Source organism: Colwellia sp. RSH04, from assembly GCF_003545765.1.
Lineage (GTDB): Bacteria > Pseudomonadota > Gammaproteobacteria > Enterobacterales > Alteromonadaceae > Colwellia.
Window position 1 is genome coordinate 322,176 of sequence record NZ_QXIO01000003.1, and the last position, 25,661, is coordinate 347,836.

At 36.7% G+C, this 25,661-nt stretch carries 19 protein-coding genes; 9 read left to right on the forward strand and 10 right to left on the reverse strand.

Features of this window, described 5'->3' with window-relative positions; translation table 11 throughout:
• Nucleotides 1-27: 27 nt before the first annotated feature.
• Entirely contained in the window at nucleotides 28-2,301 is a 2,274-nt protein-coding gene (gene metE / locus D1094_RS07050; protein WP_118959386.1) for a 5-methyltetrahydropteroyltriglutamate--homocysteine S-methyltransferase, read from the reverse strand.
• 194 nt (nucleotides 2,302-2,495) lie between these two features.
• On the opposite strand from metE, the gene D1094_RS07055 reads away from it, so the two are divergent.
• Nucleotides 2,496-3,455 (forward strand): LysR substrate-binding domain-containing protein, encoded by a 960-nt coding sequence (locus D1094_RS07055; RefSeq protein ID WP_259337852.1) that lies wholly within the window; start codon nucleotides 2,496-2,498, stop codon nucleotides 3,453-3,455.
• 9 nt (nucleotides 3,456-3,464) lie between these two features.
• Nucleotides 3,465-3,884: a secondary thiamine-phosphate synthase enzyme YjbQ gene (locus D1094_RS07060; protein WP_118959387.1), complete on the forward strand. Its 420-nt coding sequence runs from the start codon at nucleotides 3,465-3,467 to the stop codon at nucleotides 3,882-3,884.
• 20 nt (nucleotides 3,885-3,904) lie between these two features.
• Here D1094_RS07060 and D1094_RS07065 read toward each other — a convergent pair whose 3' ends face one another.
• The 5 genes from D1094_RS07065 to D1094_RS07085 form a co-directional block, all read right to left on the reverse strand.
• Nucleotides 3,905-5,413, reverse strand: a complete 1,509-nt coding sequence (locus D1094_RS07065; protein WP_259337861.1) for a phospholipase D family protein — start codon at nucleotides 5,411-5,413, stop codon at nucleotides 3,905-3,907.
• Between the two features lie 301 nt (nucleotides 5,414-5,714).
• Complete coding sequence (gene dnaB / locus D1094_RS07070) at nucleotides 5,715-7,133, reverse strand: replicative DNA helicase (protein WP_118959389.1); 1,419 nt, start codon at nucleotides 7,131-7,133, stop codon at nucleotides 5,715-5,717.
• 115 nt (nucleotides 7,134-7,248) lie between these two features.
• The gene (locus tag D1094_RS07075) at nucleotides 7,249-8,199 is read right to left on the reverse strand and encodes a DUF4097 family beta strand repeat-containing protein (RefSeq protein ID WP_118959390.1); all 951 of its coding nucleotides are present in this window, start codon (nucleotides 8,197-8,199) and stop codon (nucleotides 7,249-7,251) included.
• Between the two features lie 127 nt (nucleotides 8,200-8,326).
• Nucleotides 8,327-8,887: a hypothetical protein gene (locus tag D1094_RS07080; RefSeq protein WP_118959391.1), complete on the reverse strand. Its 561-nt coding sequence runs from the start codon at nucleotides 8,885-8,887 to the stop codon at nucleotides 8,327-8,329.
• Nucleotides 8,880-9,470 carry an RNA polymerase sigma factor gene (locus D1094_RS07085; protein ID WP_259337862.1) on the reverse strand — a complete coding sequence of 197 codons (591 nt, stop codon included), beginning with the start codon at nucleotides 9,468-9,470 and terminating at the stop codon, nucleotides 8,880-8,882. The genes D1094_RS07080 and D1094_RS07085 overlap by 8 nt, the downstream gene beginning before the upstream one ends.
• Before the next feature lie 277 nt (nucleotides 9,471-9,747).
• Between D1094_RS07085 and D1094_RS07090 the strand changes: the two genes are divergently transcribed.
• On the forward strand, nucleotides 9,748-12,348 hold the full coding sequence (locus D1094_RS07090) for a zinc-dependent metalloprotease (protein ID WP_118959393.1): 2,601 nt from the start codon (nucleotides 9,748-9,750) through the stop codon (nucleotides 12,346-12,348).
• A gap of 144 nt (nucleotides 12,349-12,492) precedes the next feature.
• On the opposite strand, the gene rpmE is transcribed toward D1094_RS07090, so the two are convergent.
• On the reverse strand, nucleotides 12,493-12,705 hold the full coding sequence (gene rpmE, locus D1094_RS07095) for a 50S ribosomal protein L31 (protein WP_118959394.1): 213 nt from the start codon (nucleotides 12,703-12,705) through the stop codon (nucleotides 12,493-12,495).
• A gap of 265 nt (nucleotides 12,706-12,970) precedes the next feature.
• Between rpmE and priA the strand changes: the two genes are divergently transcribed.
• The 5 genes from priA (at nucleotide 12,971) to D1094_RS07120 (ending at nucleotide 18,538) form a co-directional block, all read left to right on the forward strand.
• Complete coding sequence (priA, locus tag D1094_RS07100; RefSeq protein WP_118959395.1) at nucleotides 12,971-15,175, forward strand: primosomal protein N'; 2,205 nt, start codon at nucleotides 12,971-12,973, stop codon at nucleotides 15,173-15,175.
• Between the two features lie 327 nt (nucleotides 15,176-15,502).
• Nucleotides 15,503-16,078: an SPOR domain-containing protein gene (locus D1094_RS07105; RefSeq protein WP_118959396.1), complete on the forward strand. Its 576-nt coding sequence runs from the start codon at nucleotides 15,503-15,505 to the stop codon at nucleotides 16,076-16,078.
• Between the two features lie 117 nt (nucleotides 16,079-16,195).
• Nucleotides 16,196-16,714, forward strand: coding sequence for an ATP-dependent protease subunit HslV (hslV, locus tag D1094_RS07110; protein ID WP_118959397.1), 519 nt, complete (start codon nucleotides 16,196-16,198; stop codon nucleotides 16,712-16,714).
• Nucleotides 16,715-16,794: 80 nt separating this feature from the next.
• Nucleotides 16,795-18,123, forward strand: coding sequence for an HslU--HslV peptidase ATPase subunit (hslU, locus tag D1094_RS07115; protein WP_118959398.1), 1,329 nt, complete (start codon nucleotides 16,795-16,797; stop codon nucleotides 18,121-18,123).
• A 40-nt stretch (nucleotides 18,124-18,163) separates the two neighbouring features.
• On the forward strand, nucleotides 18,164-18,538 hold the full coding sequence (locus D1094_RS07120) for a gamma-butyrobetaine hydroxylase-like domain-containing protein (RefSeq protein ID WP_118959399.1): 375 nt from the start codon (nucleotides 18,164-18,166) through the stop codon (nucleotides 18,536-18,538).
• 95 nt (nucleotides 18,539-18,633) lie between these two features.
• On the opposite strand, the gene D1094_RS07125 is transcribed toward D1094_RS07120, so the two are convergent.
• Both D1094_RS07125 and D1094_RS07130 read right to left on the reverse strand, forming a co-directional pair.
• Nucleotides 18,634-20,493, reverse strand: a complete 1,860-nt coding sequence (locus D1094_RS07125) for a methyl-accepting chemotaxis protein (protein WP_118959400.1) — start codon at nucleotides 20,491-20,493, stop codon at nucleotides 18,634-18,636.
• Nucleotides 20,494-20,769: 276 nt separating this feature from the next.
• Nucleotides 20,770-22,692 (reverse strand): bifunctional diguanylate cyclase/phosphodiesterase, encoded by a 1,923-nt coding sequence (locus tag D1094_RS07130; RefSeq protein WP_182440121.1) that lies wholly within the window; start codon nucleotides 22,690-22,692, stop codon nucleotides 20,770-20,772.
• A 235-nt stretch (nucleotides 22,693-22,927) separates the two neighbouring features.
• On the opposite strand from D1094_RS07130, the gene rraA reads away from it, so the two are divergent.
• The gene (rraA, locus tag D1094_RS07135; protein WP_118959402.1) at nucleotides 22,928-23,413 is read left to right on the forward strand and encodes a ribonuclease E activity regulator RraA; all 486 of its coding nucleotides are present in this window, start codon (nucleotides 22,928-22,930) and stop codon (nucleotides 23,411-23,413) included.
• 73 nt (nucleotides 23,414-23,486) lie between these two features.
• Here rraA and D1094_RS07140 read toward each other — a convergent pair whose 3' ends face one another.
• Nucleotides 23,487-25,637: an EAL domain-containing protein gene (locus D1094_RS07140; protein ID WP_118959403.1), complete on the reverse strand. Its 2,151-nt coding sequence runs from the start codon at nucleotides 25,635-25,637 to the stop codon at nucleotides 23,487-23,489.
• Between the last annotated feature and the right edge of the window lie 24 nt (nucleotides 25,638-25,661).

Consider the following 25,661-nt stretch of genomic DNA (forward strand, 5'->3'; position numbering starts at 1 on the left):
ATAAATTTTACAGGGAGCTATCTTACTTTAGTTACTATAAGCCGCACGCAATTTTTTCACTGCGGTTACCATATTATCTAATGCCAGTTTAGTTTCTGTCCAGCCTCGTGTTTTTAAGCCACAATCAGGGTTAACCCATAGCCTTTCTATAGGAATATACTTTTGTGCTTTTTCTATTAAAGCAACCATCCAATCAACCTCTGGCACATTAGGGGTATGGATATCATAAACTCCAGGGCCAAGATCGTTAGGGTATGCTTGTTGATCAAATGCATCGAGTAGCGCCATATTTGAACGGGAGGTTTCAACGGTTAGCACATCAGCATCTAACGCAATAATAGCAGGTAAAATATCATTAAATTCTGAGTAACACATATGGCTATGAATTTGTGTTTTTGCAGGTGCTTTTGCTGCAGATAAACAAAATGCTGCCGTAGCCCAATTCAAATAACCTTGCCATTCACTTTGCTTTATCGGCATCCCTTCTCTAATAGCAGGTTCATCTATTTGAATTATCTGCGTACCATTTTCCACTAAATCAACGACTTCATCACTAATCGCTAAACCTATTTGGTTTGCTACCTCTTCCCTGCTTAAATCGTCCCTAACAAAAGACCAGCACAAAATAGTAATTGGACCTGTTAGCATCGCTTTAACTGGCCTGTCAGTTAATGATTGAGCATAATTAATCCAAGACAACGTCATTGCTTGTTTACGACTTACATCTCCGAAGATAATCGGCGGTTTAACACAACGAGAACCATAACTTTGTACCCAAGCAAACTGAGTAAATGCAACACCTTCAAGTAACTCTCCAAAATATTCAACCATGTCATTGCGCTCGGCTTCACCGTGAACCAGTACATCAAGACCAATATCTTCTTGCTTAGTAATTGTATTGCGGATTTCTTCTTCTATGAGTGATTGATATTGCGCTTGGGTGATTTCATTACGTCGCCATTTCGCACGTACTTCACGTATATCACCCGTTTGCGGAAATGAACCTATGGTCGTGGTAGGTAACACAGGTAGATTCAAGGTTTTTTGTTGCACTACTTTACGCTCAAGAAAGCTTTGTTTACGATGAAAGTCTTCTTTTGATAACCCATTTACTCTCGATTTTACTGAATCATTATGAATGCGCTTTGATACGCAGCGGGCTAAAGCAGAGCTTGAATAAAGAGTGATCTCATCACTGTTTTCATGCACAAGGGCATACTTTAATAACGCGAGCTCTTCACATTTTTGTTTTGCAAAAGCGAGCCATGATTTAAATTCTGCATCAAGTTTACTTTCTTGTTGTAAATCGACAGGTGAATGTAATAACGAACAAGATGGCGCAATCCATAGTCGGTTTTTTAAGTGACGATATAAAGGTAATAATTTTTGGTAAACAGAGACTAAATCTGTTTTCCAAATATTACGACCGTTAATAACACCTAATGAAATAACCCAGTGCTGAGGCAGTGTATCTATAATCGCTGAAACATCAGTTTCTTGTGCCACGGTATCAATATGTAGGCCATCAAAATCAAGTGTTTTAATTAAATCAATATGATGATCAATAGAAGAAAAATAACTTGTCAGCAGCAATTTTAATTTGCCTTTATTTAACTGTTGATAAGCCTTACTAAAAGCATCTTGCCATTGTTGTTCTAACTCTAAACCAAGTATAGGTTCATCAAGTTGCACCCAAGATACGCCTGCATTAGATAATTGCGTAACTAAGGTTTGATAACGCTTAAGCAATGCTGGTAACAATGACAATTTATCTGCATTTTTGCTTACACTTAAATGTAAATAACTTATCGGGCCTAATAGCACGACTTTAGTTTTATCAGAAATTTTGCTCGCTTCTTTACATTGTAAAATTAATGATTCAGCATTCACTTTTTCAGATGATGCGAGCAACTGTTCACTTAGCTCAGGAACAATATAATGATAATTGGTATTAAACCATTTCGTCATATCACTTGCTGCACATTGACAGCCGCTAGGCGCTTGCCCTCGTCCTACTCTAAACTCGAGATCTAAAGCATTACTGTTGTGGGCAGTAAAACGTTCCGGTGCTAATCCCAGTATTAACGTAGTATTCAGTACGTGATCATAATGCGCAAAATCTCCCACAGGTAGCCATTCAATTCCCGCTTGATGTTGCAATTGCCAATTATGTTCACGTAACTGCTGACATTGCGTTAAAAACGCTGACTGGGTTATATCGCCACGCCAATACTGTTCTAAAGAAAATTTTAACTCTCGTTTCGCGCCAATACGCGGAAAACCTAGATTATGAATATGCATAAGTGTTGCTCCTGTTCATTATGTTTCCCTTATCGTCTTTGCTATTTATCTAGCAAGAGAATTGGGCATAGCCTGTTTTTAGGTTGCGTGCCAAGATGTCATTAAAAAATATATAGACGTCTAGACGTTTGAATGGTTATACTTTAAAAAACTGACAGAATTAAACAAGCGCAAATAATTCAATAAGGATATGAATGAATTTCATTATGTTTGAGATCAAGCACTTAAAAACAATACAAGCACTCAATGCTACAGGGAATATCAAAAAATCTGCCGAACAGCTTTTTACCAGCCAATCGGCGTTATCTCATCAAATTAAAGATTTAGAGCAAAAAATAGATCAGCCATTATTCATTAGAAATACTTCGCCAATTGAATTTACAACCGCTGGTGAGATTTTGTTAACTCTGGCAAGTACGGTATTACCAGAAATAGAAAAAACGGCTAAAAAGTTAACAGCGCCGAAAACAATCATAAGCCAATTAAAACTAGCCATAGCGTGTCATGCATGTTTTCAATGGTTGTTGCCCATCACTTCTACGTTTAGCGAACGACATAACGCTTTAAATATTGAATACGTCGATAATAATTTTCTTGATAAGAGCAACCAAAGTCTGGTTGATATTTTATTTACTGATTACAAAGTAGATGACAGTGACTACACCTATATTGAAATTGGCCGTTTTGAAGTCATTGCGGTGATGGCTAAAGAGCAACAGACAAAAGTGCAACAACCAAATGAAAGCACTGAAAGCACTGAAAATGAAGCGATGATACAAGCGAATGACTTTCAACATCTAACTTTATTAACTTACCCTTTACCCGTTGAAAAACTCGACATTTTCACTTTATTCTTAAATGCAGAAAACATACAACCTAAAGCAATTAAGCAAATTAAAAATAGCCATGTTATGTTACAAATGGCGGCGGCAAATATGGGTGTTGCTGTACTACCTGATTGGTTAGTGAATAGCATCAGCTTACAATCACTCGTGACAAGAAAACGATTAGGAATAAAAGGGGTATTTAAAACGCTTTATGCACGTTACGATAAACATAACCCCTTGAAAGATGCTATAGAACAGCTGATTCCTGATGTAATCGCCGCTTTTACACAATTAAAGGTTCCTGATAAAAAAATAGCTAAAAAATGAGGTTTTTTCATGTGGGCACAAACTGAGTTTTCATTATCGGCAAAAACGCGAGGCTTTCATTTAATTACAGATGAAATAGAACAACAACTGCCAAAAATCTCCTGTGTAGAATGCGGTCTATTGCATTTATTTATCAAACATAGCTCTGCTTCATTAACCATTAATGAGAATGCAGATCCTACCGTTAGGGACGATTTGGAAGCACACTTTAATCAATTTATTCCTGAAAATGCGCCTTATTATCAGCATATTTATGAAGGCAATGATGATATGCCAGCTCATATTAAAGCCAGTACATTAGGAAATAACTTAACGATACCTATCACTAAAGGGCGCCTAAATTTAGGTATTTGGCAAGGAATCTACTTAGGTGAGCATAGAAACCATGCAAGTCAACGAACACTCGTTGCAACCTTGCACGGTGAATAAAACCAAACACTTACCGTAAATTATAATTGAGACTCTATTGGTAAGCATTGCAAAAGCTTAACAGACAATCTTTGCCACCACGATGTATACGGCTCTTTGTTATGAATAACGACCTCATCTTGCCTTTTTTCTACCCAAATAATATCATCATTATTTAATTGAACTTCAAATGTACTTGATTGAAGACTTTTTCTAATAATAGAAATCATACCTTCACCTATATCAGGTGAAGTAAGTATGGTGCCCACCTCGGTGTTTTCATATGTTGAACGAGGATCCAAATTCAAAGAACCAATAAAAATGTATTTTTTATCTAACACAAAAGATTTGGTATGAAGACTGGTCTTAGACGAGCCAAATGCAGACTTATTACTACTGCCCTTGCCAGTGATTACATTAATTTTTGGTTTCATTTCATGTAAAGATACGCCTGCCTTTAATAGCTGCTTTCGATAACGTGAGTACCCAGAATGGACTGCAAGTACATCATTTGAGGCAAGAGAGTTAGTTAAAATTGTGACATTAATACCTTGCTTTGCTAAATCAGTTAGAAAAAGAGTACCTTCTTCTCCTGGAACAAAGTAAGGGGTAATTATAAAAAGTTCTTGATTAAGTGTTTTAAAATAAGGCTCTAATGCTGTAATTAGTTGATATTCACGCTCATCTCTAGCTCGTCTAACTTTGATAGGGTGGTCATAATAAATACTTGCATCAAGCCAAGTAAAAGATAAGTTATCCGCTTTAATTTTTATTGCCAAATCTGAAGACATTAACGCTTGTGCGTATGCCGAAGTAGATTGCTCTTTCGTCAAAGAAAAAAGCACTTCTCTTCCTTTTGCTAAGTCTTGCTCATTAAAGTCATCATTTGCTAGTAAATCAATTGGATATACGACTTCACTATTCCAATATAAATCAAAGCCCTTAGAAGCTTCTGAGACCACTTTCCCTGTCAGTAAAACGTCTAAATCACTAAAAGCTCTGCTAGGATCAATATCAAAATACTCATCACCAATATTTCTGCCACCTAAAATCACCATGCTATTATCAGCAATAAACATCTTATTATGCATGCGCCGCGTTACATCGCCTAGGCGAGTTGCTAACTGTCCAGTACGGCTGAAATCCCTGTTAAATGGATTAAATAAACGGACTTGAATATTAGCGTGAGAGTTTAAAATTAATAAATTTTTATCTTTACCACCCAAATCAAAATCATCAAGTAATATGCGTACTTTTACACCGCGATCTGCTGCTTTGAGTATTTGATCAACCATCAAACCACCAATGGTGTCATCATGAAAAAGATAATATTGAATATCTAAACTTTTCTCGGCTGCTATAGCTAAAGAAGCTCGAGCAACAAAAGCATCTAGCCCATCACTTAACATAATGACTCCAGACTTATCTGGGTGCTCTAGCCTTTCTCGCTCAACAATTTTATCAAGCACTGTATCCCCTTTATTCTCTATCGCCATAGCAATCGACATTTTGCTGTTATCTGGAATAGAACCACACCCATGAAGTTGCATAGTGAACAAAAAAATAACACAATAAAACAACGTGTTTGAAAAAAAATGAGTGAAAGGTTTAAGGTTCATTATCAGAGGTGCGGCTATGGCTAAAGCAAGTAAATGGGATTATACAACTTATTTAGTCGTGATAAACTTTCTTGATTAAACTTTCTTGATTAAATTTTATTCGAAGTAAATATTTTTAACCACGGGTCAAGGAATGAGGAATGCAGCACAAAGTTCAATATCAGGTGATATTAATGGTTTATTGGCACGGATAGCACCTTTAAACCATTAACAAAATTACTAGTGTGTGTAACTAATCTTCTTCTAATACATGCGGCCCAGCATAATTATCAAAACGTGAAAATTGACCTTGGAAAGTAAGTGGTACACGGCCAATTGGCCCGTTACGTTGTTTACCAATGATTATCTCCGCCATACCTTTGAACTCACTATCATCATGATAAACTTCATCACGATAAATAAACATAATTAAATCGGCATCTTGCTCAATAGAGCCTGATTCACGAAGGTCTGAGTTAACAGGACGTTTGTCTGCACGTTGCTCCAAACTACGGTTTAGCTGAGAAAGTGCCACAACAGGCACTTGCAACTCTTTGGCTAATGCTTTGAGTGAGCGTGAGATTTCTGCAATTTCTAAAGTACGATTATCTGAAAATTGTGGTGCACGCATTAATTGCAGGTAATCAATCATGATCATACTAATACCGCCATGATCACGATGAATACGACGCGCTCTAGAACGGACTTCTGTTGGTGTTAGACCAGCAGCATCATCAATAAACATCTTACCATTTTCTATCAATAGCCCCATGGTTGAAGATAGACGAGCCCAATCTTCGTCATTAAGTTGACCGGTACGGATTTTAGTTTGATCAATACGACCTAATGAGGCTAACATCCTCATCATAATTTGATCTGAAGGCATCTCTAAACTAAAGATTAAAGCAGGTTTATCTTCGGTCATTGCTGCATGTTCTGCCAAGTTCATTGCAAAAGTCGTTTTACCCATCGATGGACGTGCTGCAACAATAATTAAATCTGATTTTTGTAAGCCAGCTGTCATTTTATCTAAATCAGAAAAACCGCTTGAAACACCGGTAACACCACCTGATGGTGTTGAACAAAGTTTCTCAATTCTGTCGACGGTTTTTTCTAAAACAGAATGAATACTTTCAGGGCCTTCAGATTTATTGGCGCGTTTTTCTGCGATTGCAAAGACTTTGGTCTCTGCTAAATCAAGTAAATCGGCGCTACTTCGACCTTGAGTATCGTAGCCTGCTTCAGCAATTTCATTGGCAACACTGATCATTTCACGCGTTACCGCACGTTCACGTACGATATCAGCATAAGCGGTGATGTTCGCGGCACTTGGGGTGTTTTTCATCATCTCGGCGAGATAAACAAAACCGCCAGCATCATCTAGTTTTTGATCATTTTCTAATGCTTCAGAGAGCGTGATAAGGTCAACAGGTTCGCCAAGTTCAATTAACGCGCCTATGGTCTCAAAAATTAATCGGTGAGAGCGACTGTAAAAGTCTTCTGCGACAGTTTTTTCTGCCACTCTGTCCCATGTTTCATTATCAAGTAGTAAACCACCAAGGACAGATTGTTCAGCTTCTAATGAGTGCGGTGGAACTTTTAACTCATCAATTTGTTTATCTTTGATAAATTGCCTTTCTTTAGCAAATTTACCTGGCTTTTTATCTGCCATTAGCTGAATCCTACCTAACTATTGCTCTTTAAAAGAGACTTGAAAAAAGGACAGTTAATGTAGCAGAAATTAGTAAAAAGTGACATGACTAAATCATGTCACTTACATCGATTTGTTAATCTTTTACAACGATATTACCACTGACACTATTTGCGCTGACACTAGCGCTGCCCTGCCCTGTTTGAAAGTATAACTTTGCACCTGGGCCATATTTAGCTTCCTTAGCTTCATCGTCAGTAAGCTTATTAATTAAATCACCGCCTACATTCGATTTCAGACGAAAATTAGCATCAACGTTTTTTTGAAAGGTTAACTCAACATCGCCACTAACACTTGATGCCTTTAATAAACCTTTGTCTTTTAAGTGAAGTTTTGCATCAACATCACCACTAACCGTTGACATTCTAAGCTCTAAAACCTCATCTAATTTAAGCTTTGTTCTACCTGAAACGTTATTAACAAAAACTTCTGTGGCTTTAGAATTCACATCAACCTCACCACTGACTGACTGTAGTTGCAGGCGACCATTCGAGTTGTTATCAAGAATGTCACCACTCACTGACGACAAAGACACTTTTCCTGCAAGATTTTTAGTTGTTACGTTTCCACTAATCGTGGATAGCTCTATTTGCTCAGTTAACTCATCGCCATCAATATCACCACTAACAGTCTTAGCCTCAACACCTCCATGAAGGTTTGTTAAAGAAAAATCACTCGAAATTGACCCTAAATCGAACCTTAGACCTTTAGGTGCCTTAATTACAAGATTTGTACCACTTGATGTCCAGCGCTCCATATTGGGGTATTCCACTTTAATAATAATTTGTGCGCCACGTTGTTCAAATATTAATTCTTCAGCTTTTTCATCAAGTTGCCCTGATATAGCCACGGTATCTTTATTCCAGCCTATAAGGTTGATTGTTCCACTTTGGTTTTCGATACTAATGCTGCTCACTTCATCCGCGGGAAGTTGTTGAGAAATTTTTTCATTCGCCAATACTTGGCTACCTATCAAAAGCCCTGAGAGTAGGAGGGAATGAGATAATGCACTGATAAAACGATTCATAATAACCTCTATTTTTATATTGCTGATCGCTAATGATCAGCCACCTATTCGATAATTTATTCAAGTAGTAATATTAAATTACTGGTTAATAACTATATTTTCTTTACAAGTATTCTCTAATAACGCGTTAAATACTTTGTAATTGTGGACGATATAGTTGCTGTAATAATTTCAATTCTTGTTGCTGGGTAAAGTCTAATAAATTCAATAAATCAACATTATGCTCATCATTAATTAATGCTTGTTTAATCGACTTTCTTGCTGAAGCAAGTTTCGTTAACTGAGTTTGCATTTCCTGAGGTAACTGAGCTAAATCAGGCTGACCAAAACTCACTAACATGGCTTGCTTTTGCTGGTTAAAACTTTCTTCCATGAAGCCAACAATTTCTATTTCTTGTTTTGTTGCCATGTCATCTTGGTCGATATTTTTTACTTTCTGCTGAACTAACTGAGGAGACTCCCCCCCAATTTGTTGTGAAGAAAAGCCTATCCAAGTTACAAGTACTGCTGCAATAATAGAAGCAGCCCAAGTAGTGGGAGTAAAAAATTTACTATCATTCGCTGCTTGTTGCTTTTTACTTTGTGTCGCTTTTTCAATACCTGCCCATAAATCTCGTTCTGGCGTAATTTCTCTAGGTAAATTGTCAATTTTTTCTTGTAATGCCTTGTCTGATATTTCTTTATTCATGACAAAATTCCTCTTGTTCTGCTTCAACTAACCACTGTTTAAGTAACGCTTTAGCACGGTGATATTGTGATTTACTTGAACCAACAGCCATTTTTAACATTTTTGCAATTTCTTCATGACGATAACCTTCAACCGCAAACAAGACGAACACAATCCGAGCACGTTCAGGTAATCTTGCTATTTGTTTATCTAATGCATCTAAACCAGAGTCATCATGCATTGGTACTGATTCTTCTTTGGTGGTATCACTTTGATCTTCTATACTAAAAATCTTTTGCAACCAAGTTTTATGTTTACGCAAGTGACCCAAAACAACGTTGGTTGCAACACTGTGTAACCAAGTACTGAATTTACTATCACCGCGAAAGTTATCTATTTTTTGCCACAAAACAACAAACACTTCTTGGCAGACATCTTCAGCACTATCCTTATCTGCAAGCATACGCCAACACAAAGCATAAATTTGCTGATGATATTTTTCATACAGGTGATGAAATGCCACTTGCGAGCCATGTTTGGCTTGTGTTATCCACTCAAGCTCTTGCCAATCTTGTTCTTGCTTCTTTTGACTTTTAGCAAACAGTGGTTGGGCATCAATTATTTTTTTTGTGTCCAAGCGTAAAATTCTCTTAATAAATTAGGTTGCTTTTACTTTGTTAATTAGTGAGATGCTAAGTTAAACAAAAAGGTTTAAAGCATAATGAAAATATTTAACTTTTTCGTTGTTAACATCTTGTTACTTTTTGTATCTTAACCTGTGTGTCGCTTTTACCTAAACTGATTTATTAGCATTCTGGTACTATGATTCTTGTTCGATAAGATAAGTACTATAACTATAAGAAAAACTACAGGGAACCTAAATGAAACTTACCAGCCTTACGATGGCAGTTGCCGTTGCCTTAGCATCAAGTCAAATGGCTTATGCTGATGATTCAAAAAAGTCAGATAAAAAAGATAAGAAAGAAGAAAAAACCATTGCGCAAATGATTGAGAAGAGAACTGCAACAGAAGGTCTCTTTAATTTCTATCAAGACAAAAAAACCGGTGATACCCTGATGCTCATCAAAGAAGAGCAACTTGATACACCTTTATTACACTTTGCACAAACCGTTGACGGTTTAGCTGATGCAGGTCACTTCAGAGGTGGTTATAGAGGTGTTAAAATCATTGAGTTTAGACGCTATTTTGATCGTATTGATATTGTCACTAAAACACCTAGATACTTGTTTGATGAAAACAACCCTATTAGCCGAGCTAAAGATGCCAACATCAGTGAAGCCGTATTAGCAAGCTTAAAAATTGAAAAAGAAGAAGACGGGCAAATCGCTTTAAAAGTCAATAAACTCTTTTTAAGCGAAGCTTTACATAAGGTTTCTCCTTGGGCTCGAGTTAACGACAAAAATGCTAAAAAGCGCTTTAAACTAGGTAAAATGAACGATAAAAAATCTCGCATTCTTCATAAAAGAGCCTATGAAGATAATGTTGATGTTGTTGTTGATTATGTGTTTAACAATGCCAACCCAAGTGTTTATGGTTCAAACGCAGTTTCAGACCCACGTTCCGTATCAATAAAGCTTCAACATTCGTTTGTTGAATTACCAAAAGAAAAATTTGCACCACGTTACGATGATCCTCGTGTAGGTTATTTCACACATCAATACGATAAAATGACTTCAAGTGACTGGGCACCTTATCGTGATGTTATTAAACGCTGGAACCTAGAAAAGCAAAATAAATCAGCTGAAGTTTCTGAGCCAGTAGAGCCAATTGTTTGGTGGATAGAAAATACTACGCCTCATGAATGGCGAGAAACTATTAAAGAAGGTGTTTTAGCGTGGAATTCTTCCTTTGAAAAAGCAGGCTTTAAAAATGCCTTACAAGTAAAAGTTCAACCTGATGATGCTACATGGGATGCCGCTGATATAAATTACAATGTATTGCGCTGGACTTCATCTCCACAGCCTCGATTTGGTGGTTATGGCCCTTCTCTTGCTAACCCGTTAACGGGCGAGATGCTGGGTGCAGATATCATGCTTGAATATGTCTTTATGAAAAACCGCTGGATTTATAATAGTTTATATAGCCAAGGTGTAAGCAGTTTAAGTCATCAAGCTGAACAAGAAAATGAGACTGAGTTTACAGGCTCGAAAGACAATGATGCATTGCATTGTAGTGCTGGCCATGAAATGCAGCAGAATATGATTCTAGGTCAAGTCATGTTTGATCAAATCGCTGTCGATAATGCGGGTCTAGCTTCAGCTGACTTAGAAAAGAAAGCGTTAATCAAAGAAGCGTTACGTTCATTAGTGTTACACGAAGTTGGTCATACTTTAGGTTTAAATCATAATATGAAAGCTTCTATATTATGGGATGAAAATAAAATTCATGATAAATCAGTTACTCAAGGTATTTTAACCGGTTCTGTGATGGATTATGCACCGATTAACGTTGCACCTATTGGTAAAGAACAAGGTGATTACTTCCAAACCGAGCCTGGCCCTTATGATGATTGGGCTATTGAGTTCGGTTATTCTGTTGCCTTAGCCTCTGTTGCTGATGAAAAAGCAAGACTAAGCAAACTTTTAAGCCGTTCTTCTGAAGCTGCATTAGCCTTTGGTAATGATGCTGATGATATGAGATCACCAGGTCGTCATATTGACCCGCGTATCATGACTGGGGATTTATCATCAAACCCTGTTGCTTATGGTGTTGACCGTATGGCGCTAATTGAGAGCCTATTGGTCGATTTAAAAGACAAAACTCTCAAGGAAGATAACTCATATCAGCAATTATTAACCTCAGCTAACTCACTCTTTGGCCAATACCGTCGTCAAGCAGAAGTTATTTCAAGGCAAATAGGTGGTGTATACGTTGAGCGTAGCTTTGTTAAAAATGATACTCAAACCCAACCTTATACGCCTGTGCCAGCTGCTAGACAGCAAGAGGCAATGCAAGCACTGACTAAACATGTTTTTGCTAGCGATACTTTATCAGCTATGCAACCGCTCTATAGCTATATGCAACATCAACGCCGTGGCTTTAATCATTATGGACAAAATGAAGATCCGAAAGCTCACGATATGATATTAAACATGCAAAAAGCGGTTTTAGACCAGTTATTGCACAAAAATGTCTTAAAGCGTATTTCAGACACCAGCCTTTATGGCAATGAATATTCATTAACTAGTGTGATGAATGATCTCACCAAGGCCATTTTTGTTGATAAGAAAACGACAAACTCTTTAAGCCAAAACGTACAGATTGAATACGTTAAGCGATTAATTGCGATTGTTGGTGTTAAAGGTAAATCTAGCTATGATAATTTATCAAAAACAGCGGCTTTAGGTCAGTTAACCAACATTCTAGATAAGTCATCATCAATGGGTTTTGGTAAAAGCGATAACCAAAAAGCACACGATGCTTACTTAAGCTTGATGATCAACAAAGCATTAAAAGTATAGTATTGCGATAAATTACACTTAAAATAGTCGCACATATCAAGCCCAGTAGATTACTGGGCTTTTTATTTCCAATAATTTTATGGAATTCCAGATACAAAAAAAGCGCCCTTAGGCGCTTTTTCGTTTAAGGTCTTTAACCAAGAATTACTTCTTAGAAAGAGCACCAAAACGCTTGTTGAACTTGTCAACACGACCACCAGTCTCAGCAGCTTTTTGCTTGCCAGTGTAGAATGGGTGACATTCTGAACATACATCTAAATGGATGTCTGCTGAACGAGTTGAACGAGTGTTAATTACGTTACCACAAGAACAATGTGCCTTGATTTCAACGTATTTAGGGTGAATGCCTTCTTTCATAGGAACCTCTATCTCTTTCGAGAAATGGGCGTATCGCCACCTAGTCATTTATCAATCATTCCAATCAATAAACCCTAAGCACCATACGGAGTTAAAATTAATGGGGGCGAATAATAAATGATCATCTAATCAACTTCAACAAAAATTACGCGATAACATCGCAAAAAAGTGGTTTTATCACTAATTCATAAAAAAATACGATTGGTGCTTGCACCTTGTCAGCAAAGAGTCAAAATAACCTCATTCAAAATCAATACAGACCATCGTGACCAAACAATACATACAAGTTGCTATTCCTGTTCCAATGAGGCAACTATTCACCTACAGTGTTCCTGAAAACCTTCAGCATCCCGTTATGAAACTGGGTGAACGTATTGTGGTGCCTTTCGGTCATCGAAAAGTGATCGGTATTGTCACAAGTGTTAATGTTGAGAACTCTTTTGAAGAGAATAAAATCAAGGCCATCTCAGAAAGATTAAATGATAATTTTCACTTAAGTCAGTCACTAGTAAGTTTTCTCCAACTCTGCGCACATTATTATCATCATCCTATTGGCGATGTATTTCAGCAAGCTTTACCCGTTATTTTGAGGCAAATTGAAAAAGTCAATTTAAAGCCCCCAATGGTGTGGCATGCCTCAATGGCAATAGCAGAATCAGACCTTGAAAAGCTCATAAAAAAAGCGCCAAAGCAAGCTGCCCTTTATGACATTATTGCAAAACAACAAGGTATCAGTTGGTCTGAGTTACGCACATTAGGTTATAGCAAAAGCCAATTAAACGCCTTGGAGACTAAGGCATTTATTTGCGAAAAGCAGCAAGAAAGTCGAACATTTACATGGCAAGAAAGCGCATTAAATACTGAGGATAAGCTTAGGTTATCTTCAGAACAAGCCATTATTGTTAGTGCCATTAATGACACTTATGCTAAATATGCTTGCCACTTGGTTGATGGGGTAACAGGTAGCGGTAAAACCGAAGTTTACTTACAAGCGATGGAAAAAGCACTGCAACACAGTAAGCAGGTATTAGTGATAGTGCCTGAAATAGGATTAACACCCCAAACACTGAGCCGATTTGAACAGCGTTTTAATGTACCTATTTGCTTGCATCATTCAGGCTTGAACGATCAAGAACGTTTAAATACTTGGTTTAATGCCCAACAAAATCATGCAGCAATCGTGATAGGCACGCGCTCAGCGATCTTTTCTCCTTTGCATAATCTAGGTCTAATTATAATTGATGAAGAGCATGACAATTCATTAAAGCAACAAGACAGTTTTCGCTATCATGGTAGAGACATGGCTATTTTACGAGCCAAACAACTTAATATCCCGATTGTATTGGGTAGTGCAACACCAAGTTTTGAGACATTGCAAAATGCACTTTCGGGTAAATTCAGCCATCATCGATTAACTCAGCGTGCAGGAAAAAGCCACCAAGCAGGTATGGCATTAATCGATGTTAATCAACAACAAATGGAGTTTGGCTTATCTGGCACATTAAAACAGCAAATTAAGAACACCATAAACCGTGGTGAACAAGTATTACTCTTTTTAAACCGTCGAGGCTATGCGCCAGCGATTAATTGTAAAGAATGTCACTGGATGGCTGATTGCGCTCGTTGTGATAAATCATATACCTTGCATCAAAAACAACAATTATTGATATGTCATCATTGTGGCAGTCAAAAACGCATACCACCACAATGCCCAAGCTGTGGTAGTGTACGAATTGCTCCCGTAGGCCAAGGAACCGAGCAGTTAGAAGAGAAACTAGAAAGTATATTTCCTGACGCTAACATTGTGCGTGTCGATAGAGATAGTACTCGACGAAAAGGCGAATTAACAAAGCTATTGCAAGAGGTAAGCGATAAAAAACACAACATCTTAGTTGGTACCCAAATGTTAGCTAAGGGTCATCATTTTCCGGATGTGACACTTGTCGCAGTGTTAGATGCCGATGGCGCACTGTTTAGTTTTGATTTTCGTGCCAGCGAGCAAATGGCGCAATTACTTATTCAGGTAGCAGGACGCGCAGGACGAGCAAGTAAACCAGGGAAAGTGTTAATACAAACTAACTACCCTGATCATCCGTTATTACAAGATCTTGTGCATAATGGTTATCATCATTTTGCACAGCAAGGTATAACAGAGCGCCAACAAGCTATTCTGCCTCCCTTTAGCTTTCAAGCATTAATCAGAGCAGATGCCAATTACCCTTCCTATCCCGAAAAATTCCTTCGTCAAATAACAATGCTGACTTTTAACGACTGTGAGTTTGCTGGCCCTGTACCTGCAGCTATGGAGAAAAAAGCAGGGAAATTTCGCTATCATTTGATTATTCAATCAACAAGCAGAAAATCATTGCATCAGGCGATATTAGAAATATTAGCCAATGTCGCCACAAATGAATGGCAAAACAAGGTTCGTTGGAGCATTGATATAGACCCCATAGAGTTGAGTTGGTAACTAACCTCAGCTCGGGACAATAAATGGCTCCCTAGCAGCTATTTTTCCTTACTTCTGTGATAAACTCATAAACAATAGAATAACTATTCTTAATGTATTTGCCTTGAAGTAAGAAAAACTATCAAGCTAGTGAGTTGCTACAAATACAAGTCTAAAATTTTCAAACGGTTAACCTATCTCTTAACCCGAGCTGAGGTTAACTATATTTTTCCTAAATAGCGCTTACCTTTAAACTTTATTGTAAATAAAATGATCTAGCCCTGTTCTTTTAAAATGACTCAGTTAAAATAATCAACTTATCCTTGTATTACGCTATTAAAGTTTTCCATGTCAAACCAAGATTATATTTCCCGCTCTCCAGCTAAAAAGAAAAAAAAGCCGCAAAAGAAAAGTAAACAGGTTCAACCTGTTGCGAGCATAAAAACCAAAATAGTTGGCATATTAGCTATTCTGTTATTAAGTGCTTTTGCTTATGGTCTTTGGGCGCTTAAAAATAGCCCAGAAACTAAAACTCCAATTCAAACAGAGCCGAAAAAAACATCTAACACTGAAATGACTAATGATGAAGAAGCCAATGCACTACCTGAGCCACCTCAAGAGAAATGGACTTATGTAAAAGACTTGGAAAATAAACAAGTGGAAGTCGGTGAATATGAGGTTGAGCAAGGCGGCCCATACAAAATGCAATGTGGCTCTTTTAAAACACGAAAACAGGCTGAAGTATTAAAAGCGAATATTGCCTTTGCTGGTTTAGAAGCGATTATTCAATCCTCTACAGGCAAAAATGGTACTTGGTATAAAGTTGCTTTAGGTCCTTATCCACGAAAGCGTATGGCTGAAAAAGATAAAAACAAATTAAAGCGAAATAATATAAATTATTGCCAAATTTGGTTATGGAAATAATTTACCTCCTTCCTTGAAATTATCATAAAGATCCCAACTTAAATATCATTAGAATCTTCAATCATGCTTAAACACTTTAGGCATGATTGCAAAAATACTATTAATTTGAGGTTTATTGTGACTACGATTGTATCAGTTAGACGTAATGGCAAAGTCGCCATTGGTGGAGATGGCCAAGTGTCACTTGGCAATACTGTCATGAAAGGTAATGCTAAAAAAGTACGACGTTTATATAACAACAAAGTGTTAGCAGGTTTCGCTGGCGGTACTGCGGATGCATTTACTTTATTTGAGCGCTTTGAAAGTAAGTTAGAACAACATCAAGGTCACTTAACCAAAGCTGCTGTTGAATTAGCTAAAGACTGGCGCAGTGATAGGGCTTTACGTAAATTAGAAGCATTGCTTGCTGTTGCAGATGAAACCGCATCATTAATTATTACTGGTAATGGCGACGTTGTTCAACCTGAACATGATTTAATAGCTATTGGTAGTGGTGGTAACTTTGCACAATCTGCTGCCACAGCTCTATTAGAAAACACTGAGCTGAGCGCTAAAGAAATCGTTGAAAAATCATTAACTATTGCGGGCAATATTTGTGTATTCACAAACCTAGAGCACACTATTGACGAACTATAAAACGGTTCAAAACAAGCCACAATAATAGAAAAGAATATCTTGTTTAAGCAGCGCTTAAATAAACAAAGAGGAATTTAAACATGTCTAGTATGACTCCTCGTGAAATTGTTCACGAATTAGATAGTCACATCATTGGTCAAAGTGACGCTAAGCGTGCAGTTGCTATTGCACTTCGTAACCGCTGGCGCAGAATGCAATTAAATCAAGACTTACGCACAGAAGTGACACCTAAAAACATTTTAATGATCGGCCCAACAGGTGTCGGTAAAACAGAAATCGCTCGTCGCTTAGCTAAACTTGCCCGTGCTCCTTTTATTAAAGTAGAAGCAACAAAATTCACTGAAGTAGGTTATGTCGGTAAAGAAGTAGAAACAATCATTCGTGATCTTGCTGATATGGCCATTAAAATGGTCAAAGAAGATGAGATGGCACGTGTTACGCACCTTGCTGAAGAAGCAGCAGAGGAGCGAATTCTTGATATTTTATTACCACCCGCTAGAGATGGTTTCGGTAATGATGAAACCAGTGAAAATAGCAACACTCGTCAGGTTTTTCGTAAGAAGTTACGCGAAGGAAAGCTTGATGATAAAGAAATAGAATTGGATTTAACAGCGCCGCCAATGGGTGTTGAAATTATGGCTCCTCCTGGTATGGAAGACATGACTTCTCAGTTGCAAAATATGTTTCAAAGCATGTCGAGTGAGAAAACTAAAAAGCGTAAACTTAAAATCAAAGATGCATTAAAAGCGTTACGCGAAGAAGAAGCCGCTAAAATGGTCAACCAAGACGATATCAAGCAACAAGCTATTGATGCTGTTGAACAAAATGGTATTGTTTTCATTGATGAAATTGATAAAATTTGTAAACGTGGTGATAGCTCAGGCCCCGATGTATCTCGTGAAGGTGTACAACGTGATTTATTACCTTTAGTTGAAGGTTCAACAGTAAGCACAAAACACGGTATGATCAAAACAGACCATATATTATTTGTTGCTTCTGGTGCCTTTCAAATGGCTAAGCCTTCAGATCTAATTCCTGAATTACAGGGTCGACTTCCTATAAGAGTTGAATTACAAGCATTAAGCTCTGATGACTTTGTTAGAATTTTAACCGAGCCTTTCGCTTCGTTAACAGAGCAATATAGTGCTTTACTGGCGACTGAAGGTGTTAACGTACAGTTTAGTGACGATGGTATTAACGCTATTGCTGAAGCGGCATGGCAAGTAAATGAGACTACCGAAAATATTGGTGCTCGTCGCTTACATACAATGATGGAGCGTTTAGTTGAAGATTTATCATTTAATGCAGATCAACGTAGCGGTGAAACAATCACTATTGATAAAGCATACGTGGATAGCACCTTAAATAATGTCGTCAAAGATGAAGACTTAAGTCGCTTTATTCTTTAACTAACGCATATATCTTAACAGTAAACAACAAAGGTAAATCATGGCAGTACTCAGTTTCACTTTGAATAAACATCAAAAATCGTTAACTATACTTTTTTTAACGCCTGATCAAAGTGAATTTACTGCCACTCTGCCTTATGAATTTATAAGAGTATTTTCACCAAACCAGCCAAAAGCTAAAGGCAATGAAATTGCACTGATAACCCATAAGAAACTTGTTGAGCTTATTGCGATTGAAAGTGTTGCAAAGCACGGTTCAAGATTTATCTTTGATGATGGCGATTCAACCATCTATAGCCACGAATTCTTGCTTGATATAGCAAAAAATCATCAGCTATATTGGCAAGAGTACTTAACAAAGCTTAAAGCAAGTGGTCATACTCGTGAAGCGATGATAGATTTCAAACAGCTCTAAAATGCACTTTACTCTCAAGTACACTTCATAAAAAACGCCTGAATTTTCAGGCGTTTTTTTGATTGCTATAATTTTGCTTTTATCTAATTTAAGAATTACACAGTAAAACGACTAACTTCGTTTTGTAATACACCTGCTTGTTGTGACAACTCTTCACTCATATGTTCATTTTGTTTAGAAGCTTCAGCAGACTGCTCGGTAACATCACGTATCGCAACAACATGTTGGTTTACCTCTGTGGCAACGGATGTTTGTTCTTGAATTGCCGTTGCAATGGCGCTATTCATATCCATTATTAATGCTACATCTTGTGTTATTTCATCTAACATTGCGCCAGTAGAGCTTGCTTGCGTCGCACTCTCTTCACCTTGAGTACGACAAGCAGCCATCAAGGTAACGATTTCTTGTGTTCTATTTTGCAATAAGCCTATGATTGTCTCAATTTCTTGTGTTGAATCTTGGGTTCTACTCGCTAATGTTCTCACTTCATCAGCAACAACCGCAAAACCTCGCCCTTGCTCACCTGCACGAGCTGCTTCAATTGCTGCATTTAAAGCAAGTAAATTAGTTTGCTCAGCGATTCCACGAATAACATCAAGCACTGAGGCTATAGTGATACTTTCTTTCTCAAGTTCTTTTACTACGTTCTCAGAATCTAATAATTTATTCGACAATTGACCAATTTGCTCAATGGTTTGCTCAACCCCTGCCTTACCTTTATCAGCATTATTATTAGTGACTTCAGCTTTATGAGCAGCTTCTTGGGTGTTCGAAGCAATCTCTTCAACCGTAGCAACCATTTCGGTAACAGCGGTAGCAACAAGATCTGTTTGTTGCATCTGAGTTTCTACACCTTCATTAGAGTTATAGATGTTTTCTGCCAAACTACCCGTTGCTGAGTTTAACGTTTCAACAGAATGAGTAACCTCATGAATAAGCGCTCTAAAACTGTCTAACATTTTCTTAAACGCGTCTGACATATCCGCTAATTCATCATTTCCTTCTAAACTAACATCAATAGTTAAGTCATTATTTTCAGCTATTTGGTTCATTGAGCTTCGTAAATTATCAATACGCGATAATATACTTTTACTAATCAATATGCCGCTCGCCAAAGAAATGATTAATACAATGGTAAATAAACTAAAGGCTAGTGTATTAGTAAACTGGATATTTTCATCAACTGCTTCTTTACTAACAGAGACTAAAGAAGCAAGGTTATTGTCAACTTTATGAACAGTAGCTCTTACCTTGCCTAACAAACCAGATTTTGAATCTAACCCTAATTCTTTTTGCGCACTGGTCAACTGAAGAAAAGCAGTTTTATAATTACCTATCAGCGAAGCGATTTGCTCTTTTTTATTATCATCCAAAGAGGTGTTTGCCAATGATGTTAAAAGGTTATCAACATTACCGGTTAAACGAGCAATATACTTTTCATCGAGGCGCAACATGAAATCTTTCTCATTTCGACGCAGTTGTAGCATTTGACTTAATAGTTGATAGTCGTCAGAGCCGATAAGCTCTTCTACATCATGGACAGCGCTTCGTAAGTTGCCATATAAGCCCTCTTTTGGATTTAAACCAATTTTCTGTTGTAACTTAACTAGGCTGTTAAAGTGTTTTACATATTCGTTGAGAATAGACTTCATTGCGCCAGTATCATTTGTTTCAACACCAATAGCATCAAAATCTTTTTCCAACATAGTTATTTGCTGCATTAGCGACTGCATATTGTCATTAAATTGCGTTGAGTATTTAAGATCTTTTCGTGCTAAAAAATCTTTTTCATTACGTCTCAGCTGCAATACAGAGCTTTTAACATTACCTATACTTTTTGCAACATTAATATCATGCTGAAAAGAACTGCTTGAATAATTTAATAATAAAAGCATTAGAACCATAGCAAGTATCAACACCGCTGTGTTGGCTATTAATTTGTGTTTAATCAACATAAAAACATTACCTTTCAAATAACAAAGTTTCTTTTATTGCACCCATACCTTTAACTTTTAAGCTTAACGAGTACAATAGCTTCGCACAAAAAATGCGTTAGTTAGCCATGTAATTCTAATTATAGTTAACTTTAACCATTTGTAACGGCAAGAACTAAAAAAAATTAAGTAAATCATTGATGTGATTAAAGGGCGTGTTGAACTTTATGAAAAATATAATCTAGTGGGTGGTTTATCTTTTTATAAAAATCAAACTAAGAGGCAAAATAAGCTAAATCATGACTTTGGCTTAAAGTATGCCAATAATTTTTTTTCAGGTAACGGCTTGCTAATAAAGTACCCTTGAACTGCATCACAACCTAAGTGGCGTAATACGTTAAGCTGTTCTTCTGTTTCTACACCTTCTGCAAGTACTCGCTTACCAAGACCATGTGATAACTCAACCATCGATTTAACAATGGTTAAATCGGAATCATTACTGGCAACTTCATTTATAAAGCTTCTATCGATTTTAATTTTATCAATCGGCAGTTCACGTAAATAAGACAACGATGAGTACCCTGTTCCAAAATCGTCAATAGATACTTTAATCCCCATGTTCTGCAATTTGACTATGGTTTCCATCCCTTGAGTAATATCAGTCATGACTACATTTTCTGTTATTTCTAATTCAATATATTTAGGTGGAATTTGATGCTCTGTCAGAATAGCTTGAATTGAGGAAACAATTTTTTCATCCTGAAACTCAATAGCAGTAATGTTAACAGCTATAGCTACTCGACGATGATATTTCTCATACCAATTTGCATGTAATTGACACGCTTTTGCCAAAATATATTGGTCAAAATGATTATGCATTCCTAACTCTTCAAGATCAGCTAGGAAATCTACTGGCAATAATAACCCTTTTTCAGGGTGCTGCCATCGAACTAATGCCTCGACACCCTCCAGTTTATTGGTCAATAAGTTTAATTGTGGTTGAAAATAAAGAATAAACTCGTCATTAGCAATCGCATTCTTTAATTGTTTTTCCATAATTAACAAATGACGACCATGGGCTTGCATTCCCTCTTGAAAAGCAACTGATGGTAAGTTGTTGGTTTCAGCATGATGTAACGCTAAATTAGCCTTTTGCAATAAGTCTTCAGCCTTATTAGCATGTTCAGGATAAAAGCAGAAACCTAAGCTGGCCTGTATATGTATTTCTTGTTGGTTACAATAAAAGGGCTTATTAATCATTTCATGTATATGAGATACAGCGCGTTCTACGTGAGACATATGCTCAAATTCAAGAACGAACATGAAAGAATCGCCACTTAACCGACCAACAGCTTGAGGTAAAAATACGCTATTGTTTAATCGATTAGCAATTTCTCCTAATAAATAATCACCTACCTTCAAGCCATAAGTATCATTAATAAACTTGAACTGCTTTATATCAATTAAAAAAATGGCTAGTGAATTATTACTATTTTTTGTATTAACCATCACTTCAGAGAGTCGAGCCATCACTTGCTCACGATTTAACGCTCCTGTTAATGAGTCATGTTTTCCTAAATATTGTGCTCGGCTAATCGCATTTAAGGCGGCAAAACGTTCTGCACCTTGCATCCATACTAATAATATAAATCCAAGAATCGTGGTTGCACCAACGTCAAAGTATTTTATAGCAAAGGTAAGTTGTTTAAACCATGGCTCAGTAATCGCTAAGATAGAAACAAAAGAATAAAACAAATACCTTAAGCCCAGAATAAAAGAGAAATACATTAAGACATTACTTGAAAAATGCGGTTTTTTATCAACAAATAAATAAAATGATAGCGCAAAGAAACAGCCACTAGACACAAAGTTAGGCAAACTAACGGTTAAATAAAAATGATTAAAAGTGTTTTCATTATCAAAAGCAAAGAAACTATTGGTAATAATAGAAAAGACAACGATGCTACTGAAAGTAATAACAGCTATAGGTTTAGCAAGTTTTACGTTAGTTTTAGCGTTATATACCCCCGCAACCAAATAAAGCAATGCTGTATAGTTAGCTATCATTAATAGCGTAGGTAAAGTAAGTAAGTGGCTGTTTGCAACGGTGAAGCTTTGAATGTTAGGAGCAACGATGCGAACGCCATAAGAGGCCGTTATTATTAATAAACTAACCAACCAGTATTTAGTATATTGACGGGAAAATGTCCGTAAATACATGAAAAATACAAATACCAAAACTATAAACACCAACGTTTGCATCAAGTAAAGTAGTGCTTGTGGTTCTATCGGTAATGGCATATTTAACAACAAAAATTTTTTAATAGCTTAATTAAGCTATTAAAGAGTCTTTTACCTTTAAATTCAAGTAATACAACAGTAAATAGTAGTTTTATTTTAATCATAACCAGATATACTGAGTATAAATATCAGACAACTGCCTATGAGGATTATTATGCAGTACAATACTTCTGAACTTTGTAATATTTATGCTGATTTAATTGATGTTGTTGACCCTATTTTCAGTAATTATGGGGGGAGAAGCTCTTTTGGCGGGAAAGTTGTCACGATAAAATGCTTTGAAAATGTAGGGTTAATTCAGCAAGTTTTACAAGATGATGGCGAAGGCAAAATATTAGTCATTGATGGTGGCGGTTCAACTCGCAGAGCATTGATTGATATTGATATTGCACAACTCGCTGAAAGTAATGCTTGGGAAGGTATTGTATGCTTTGGTAGTGTTCGTGATGTTGATGCCATTGAAGATGTCGACATTGGTATTCAGGCACTTGTTTCAATCCCTGTAGGGGCAGACGATCAAGTGATAGGTGAATGCGACATTGCAATTAATTTTGCTGGTGTAACCATTTTACCTGATGATCATTTATACGCTGATAATACAGGAATGATTTTGTCTCCTGAAGCGCTAGATATTGAATAACCTAAAAGCCTATTATTAAATTTACAAGCTCATATAAAGTTCATTATCATAGAGCTTGTATAAATTGGTTAACTTAATGCTTCTTTGCTTTTTGTTCCTGCCATGTTTTCAACCATATAAGTAATTCATCAGGTACTATCCCTTCAAATATTTCGCTGCCTTGTGCGATACTTCCGCCCATATTTTTATAAGCCTCTAGCGCAATTGCATCTGAAAGTTCTGTACCTATAAGTGGTAACTTCATCGCTCTACTCAGATTTACTAATGAATTTATAATGGCTTTATCTACGCGATTATCATCACTTTCTGTAAGAGACTGACAATTAATTTTAACTTGTTGGATAGCCATTTTGCGTAAGTAACGCAATGATTCGTAACTGCCTGAAAAATTAGAGATGGCTATTGAAACTTCTAAGGCTCTTAATTGTGAAATAATCGCTTTTGCTTGCTCAGTTGCATCAAGAATCGCGTCTTCAGCCAATTCTACAATTAAGTATTTACCTAATATGTGATACTTACTCATTAATGATTCAATATATTCTACTAAATCAACTTCAAGTATTGAGTCACTTGTCAGTGTGACCGCAACTTTTAGATAATGACCATGTTGATGCAAAAGATGCAATACTTTGAATGCTTGGGATAGCATTTGCTTTGTTAATAAATATGCATCACCGCTATGCTCGGCCACCAAAACAAAATCTTCAAGCTCTAACGGCTTATTGTCATCTTCATACCAATGAACTTTGAGCTGTAGGCCATAGATTTCTGTATCATTTATATTGATTTGAGGCTGCAAATACCAAAATAAATTCTCATCTTGTATATCCGTATTCAGTGCATCCATTCTCGAAAGTTGCTGCTGCGTATATAACAAACTTGTACTATCAAAGTAACTGACCATGCGTTGTTTATTGATACTTGTTAGTAATGCATCTTCTGCATAGGAAATTAAATCATTAACATTACTGCTATCTTCACCAGAAATAGAAACCCCAAAAGCAAGCTTGAAATTCAATGAAAAGCTTTTAAATGACATCGCTCTTGGCACACTACTCGCTAAGTATTGGCATAATTCATTAATAGCATGATGAGCTTCATGGGTAGTCTCTGAAATATCAAAGACAACTAAGAAATTTAGCCCCTGTAATCGAGCAATTCTAATTGCTTCAGGATTAAAGCCAAAACGTAGCAAATTTTTGTTGCCTGAAGCTTGTTGCTGTAAGCAATAGGCTAGTTGTGAAAGTAAAATATCGGAATTTCTATGCCCTAATACATTATTGACCTGCTGGAAGTTCATTGGGTTGAAAATAACAACTGCATATCGCTTATTATGATCTTTAGCTAGGGTATCCTCAAAGATTTGTAATGCTTGCTGGGCCATTGGTAAGTTAGTAGCAGGATCTAAACTGTAATGAAATAGTTCTTCACTACTTAGTTTTTCTTGGTTTTCAGGTGTTTTAAATGACAACAAAACATTTTGCATTAAAAGCCAGCAACCATTAGTTAACGTAATGACAAAGCTTAATAATAACGCGATTACAACCCAATAGTAGTGAGAGGCTCCCTGTATATACATAACCAATGCTACAGAAAAGGCACTATGTAAAATAAATTGAATAATTAAGCGAGAAAAGACCGTGTAATCTTTTTCAGAAAGGTTTTTTAACGATACAGCCTGAGTAAAACTTATCAATAATACGGCGCTAGCGTATATACCAAAACGATAGGAAACATTGATATTTTCATCATCAACAAACCATAAAAATAACACAAAAGCTGCCAGGAATAGCATTACAAGCTTCAAGCTCAAAGTTACTAGCTGTTTGCGCTGACATACACAACCTAATGCTAAACTATCATCTCTTTCACTGGCTAATGGCCATAAACATACTAGGGCAAGATATACACTAGCTGCTGTCAAACTCACTTGCAGTTGGTAAGAATGCTCCAGTATTTGACCAAAGAAAAATACAAAAATAGCTAAAGTGATACCCGCTAAATATTGCCATTTAATTGAAGCAACCTTTCTCATTAATACTGCAAAAAGTATTACAGGTAAGCTAATACCTAAAATAAAAGCAATGTTAAATTCAATATATGAAAAACTGACGGATGTTGATGCAAAAGAAGAAAAGCTGAACATATATAGCAAAGCGAAAATGCTATAAATATAAGGTTGAGTAGGTCTAACGTGACGCTTAAAAATGTGAAAACAGCTCATATTCAATCATTAGTTAATCTCGTA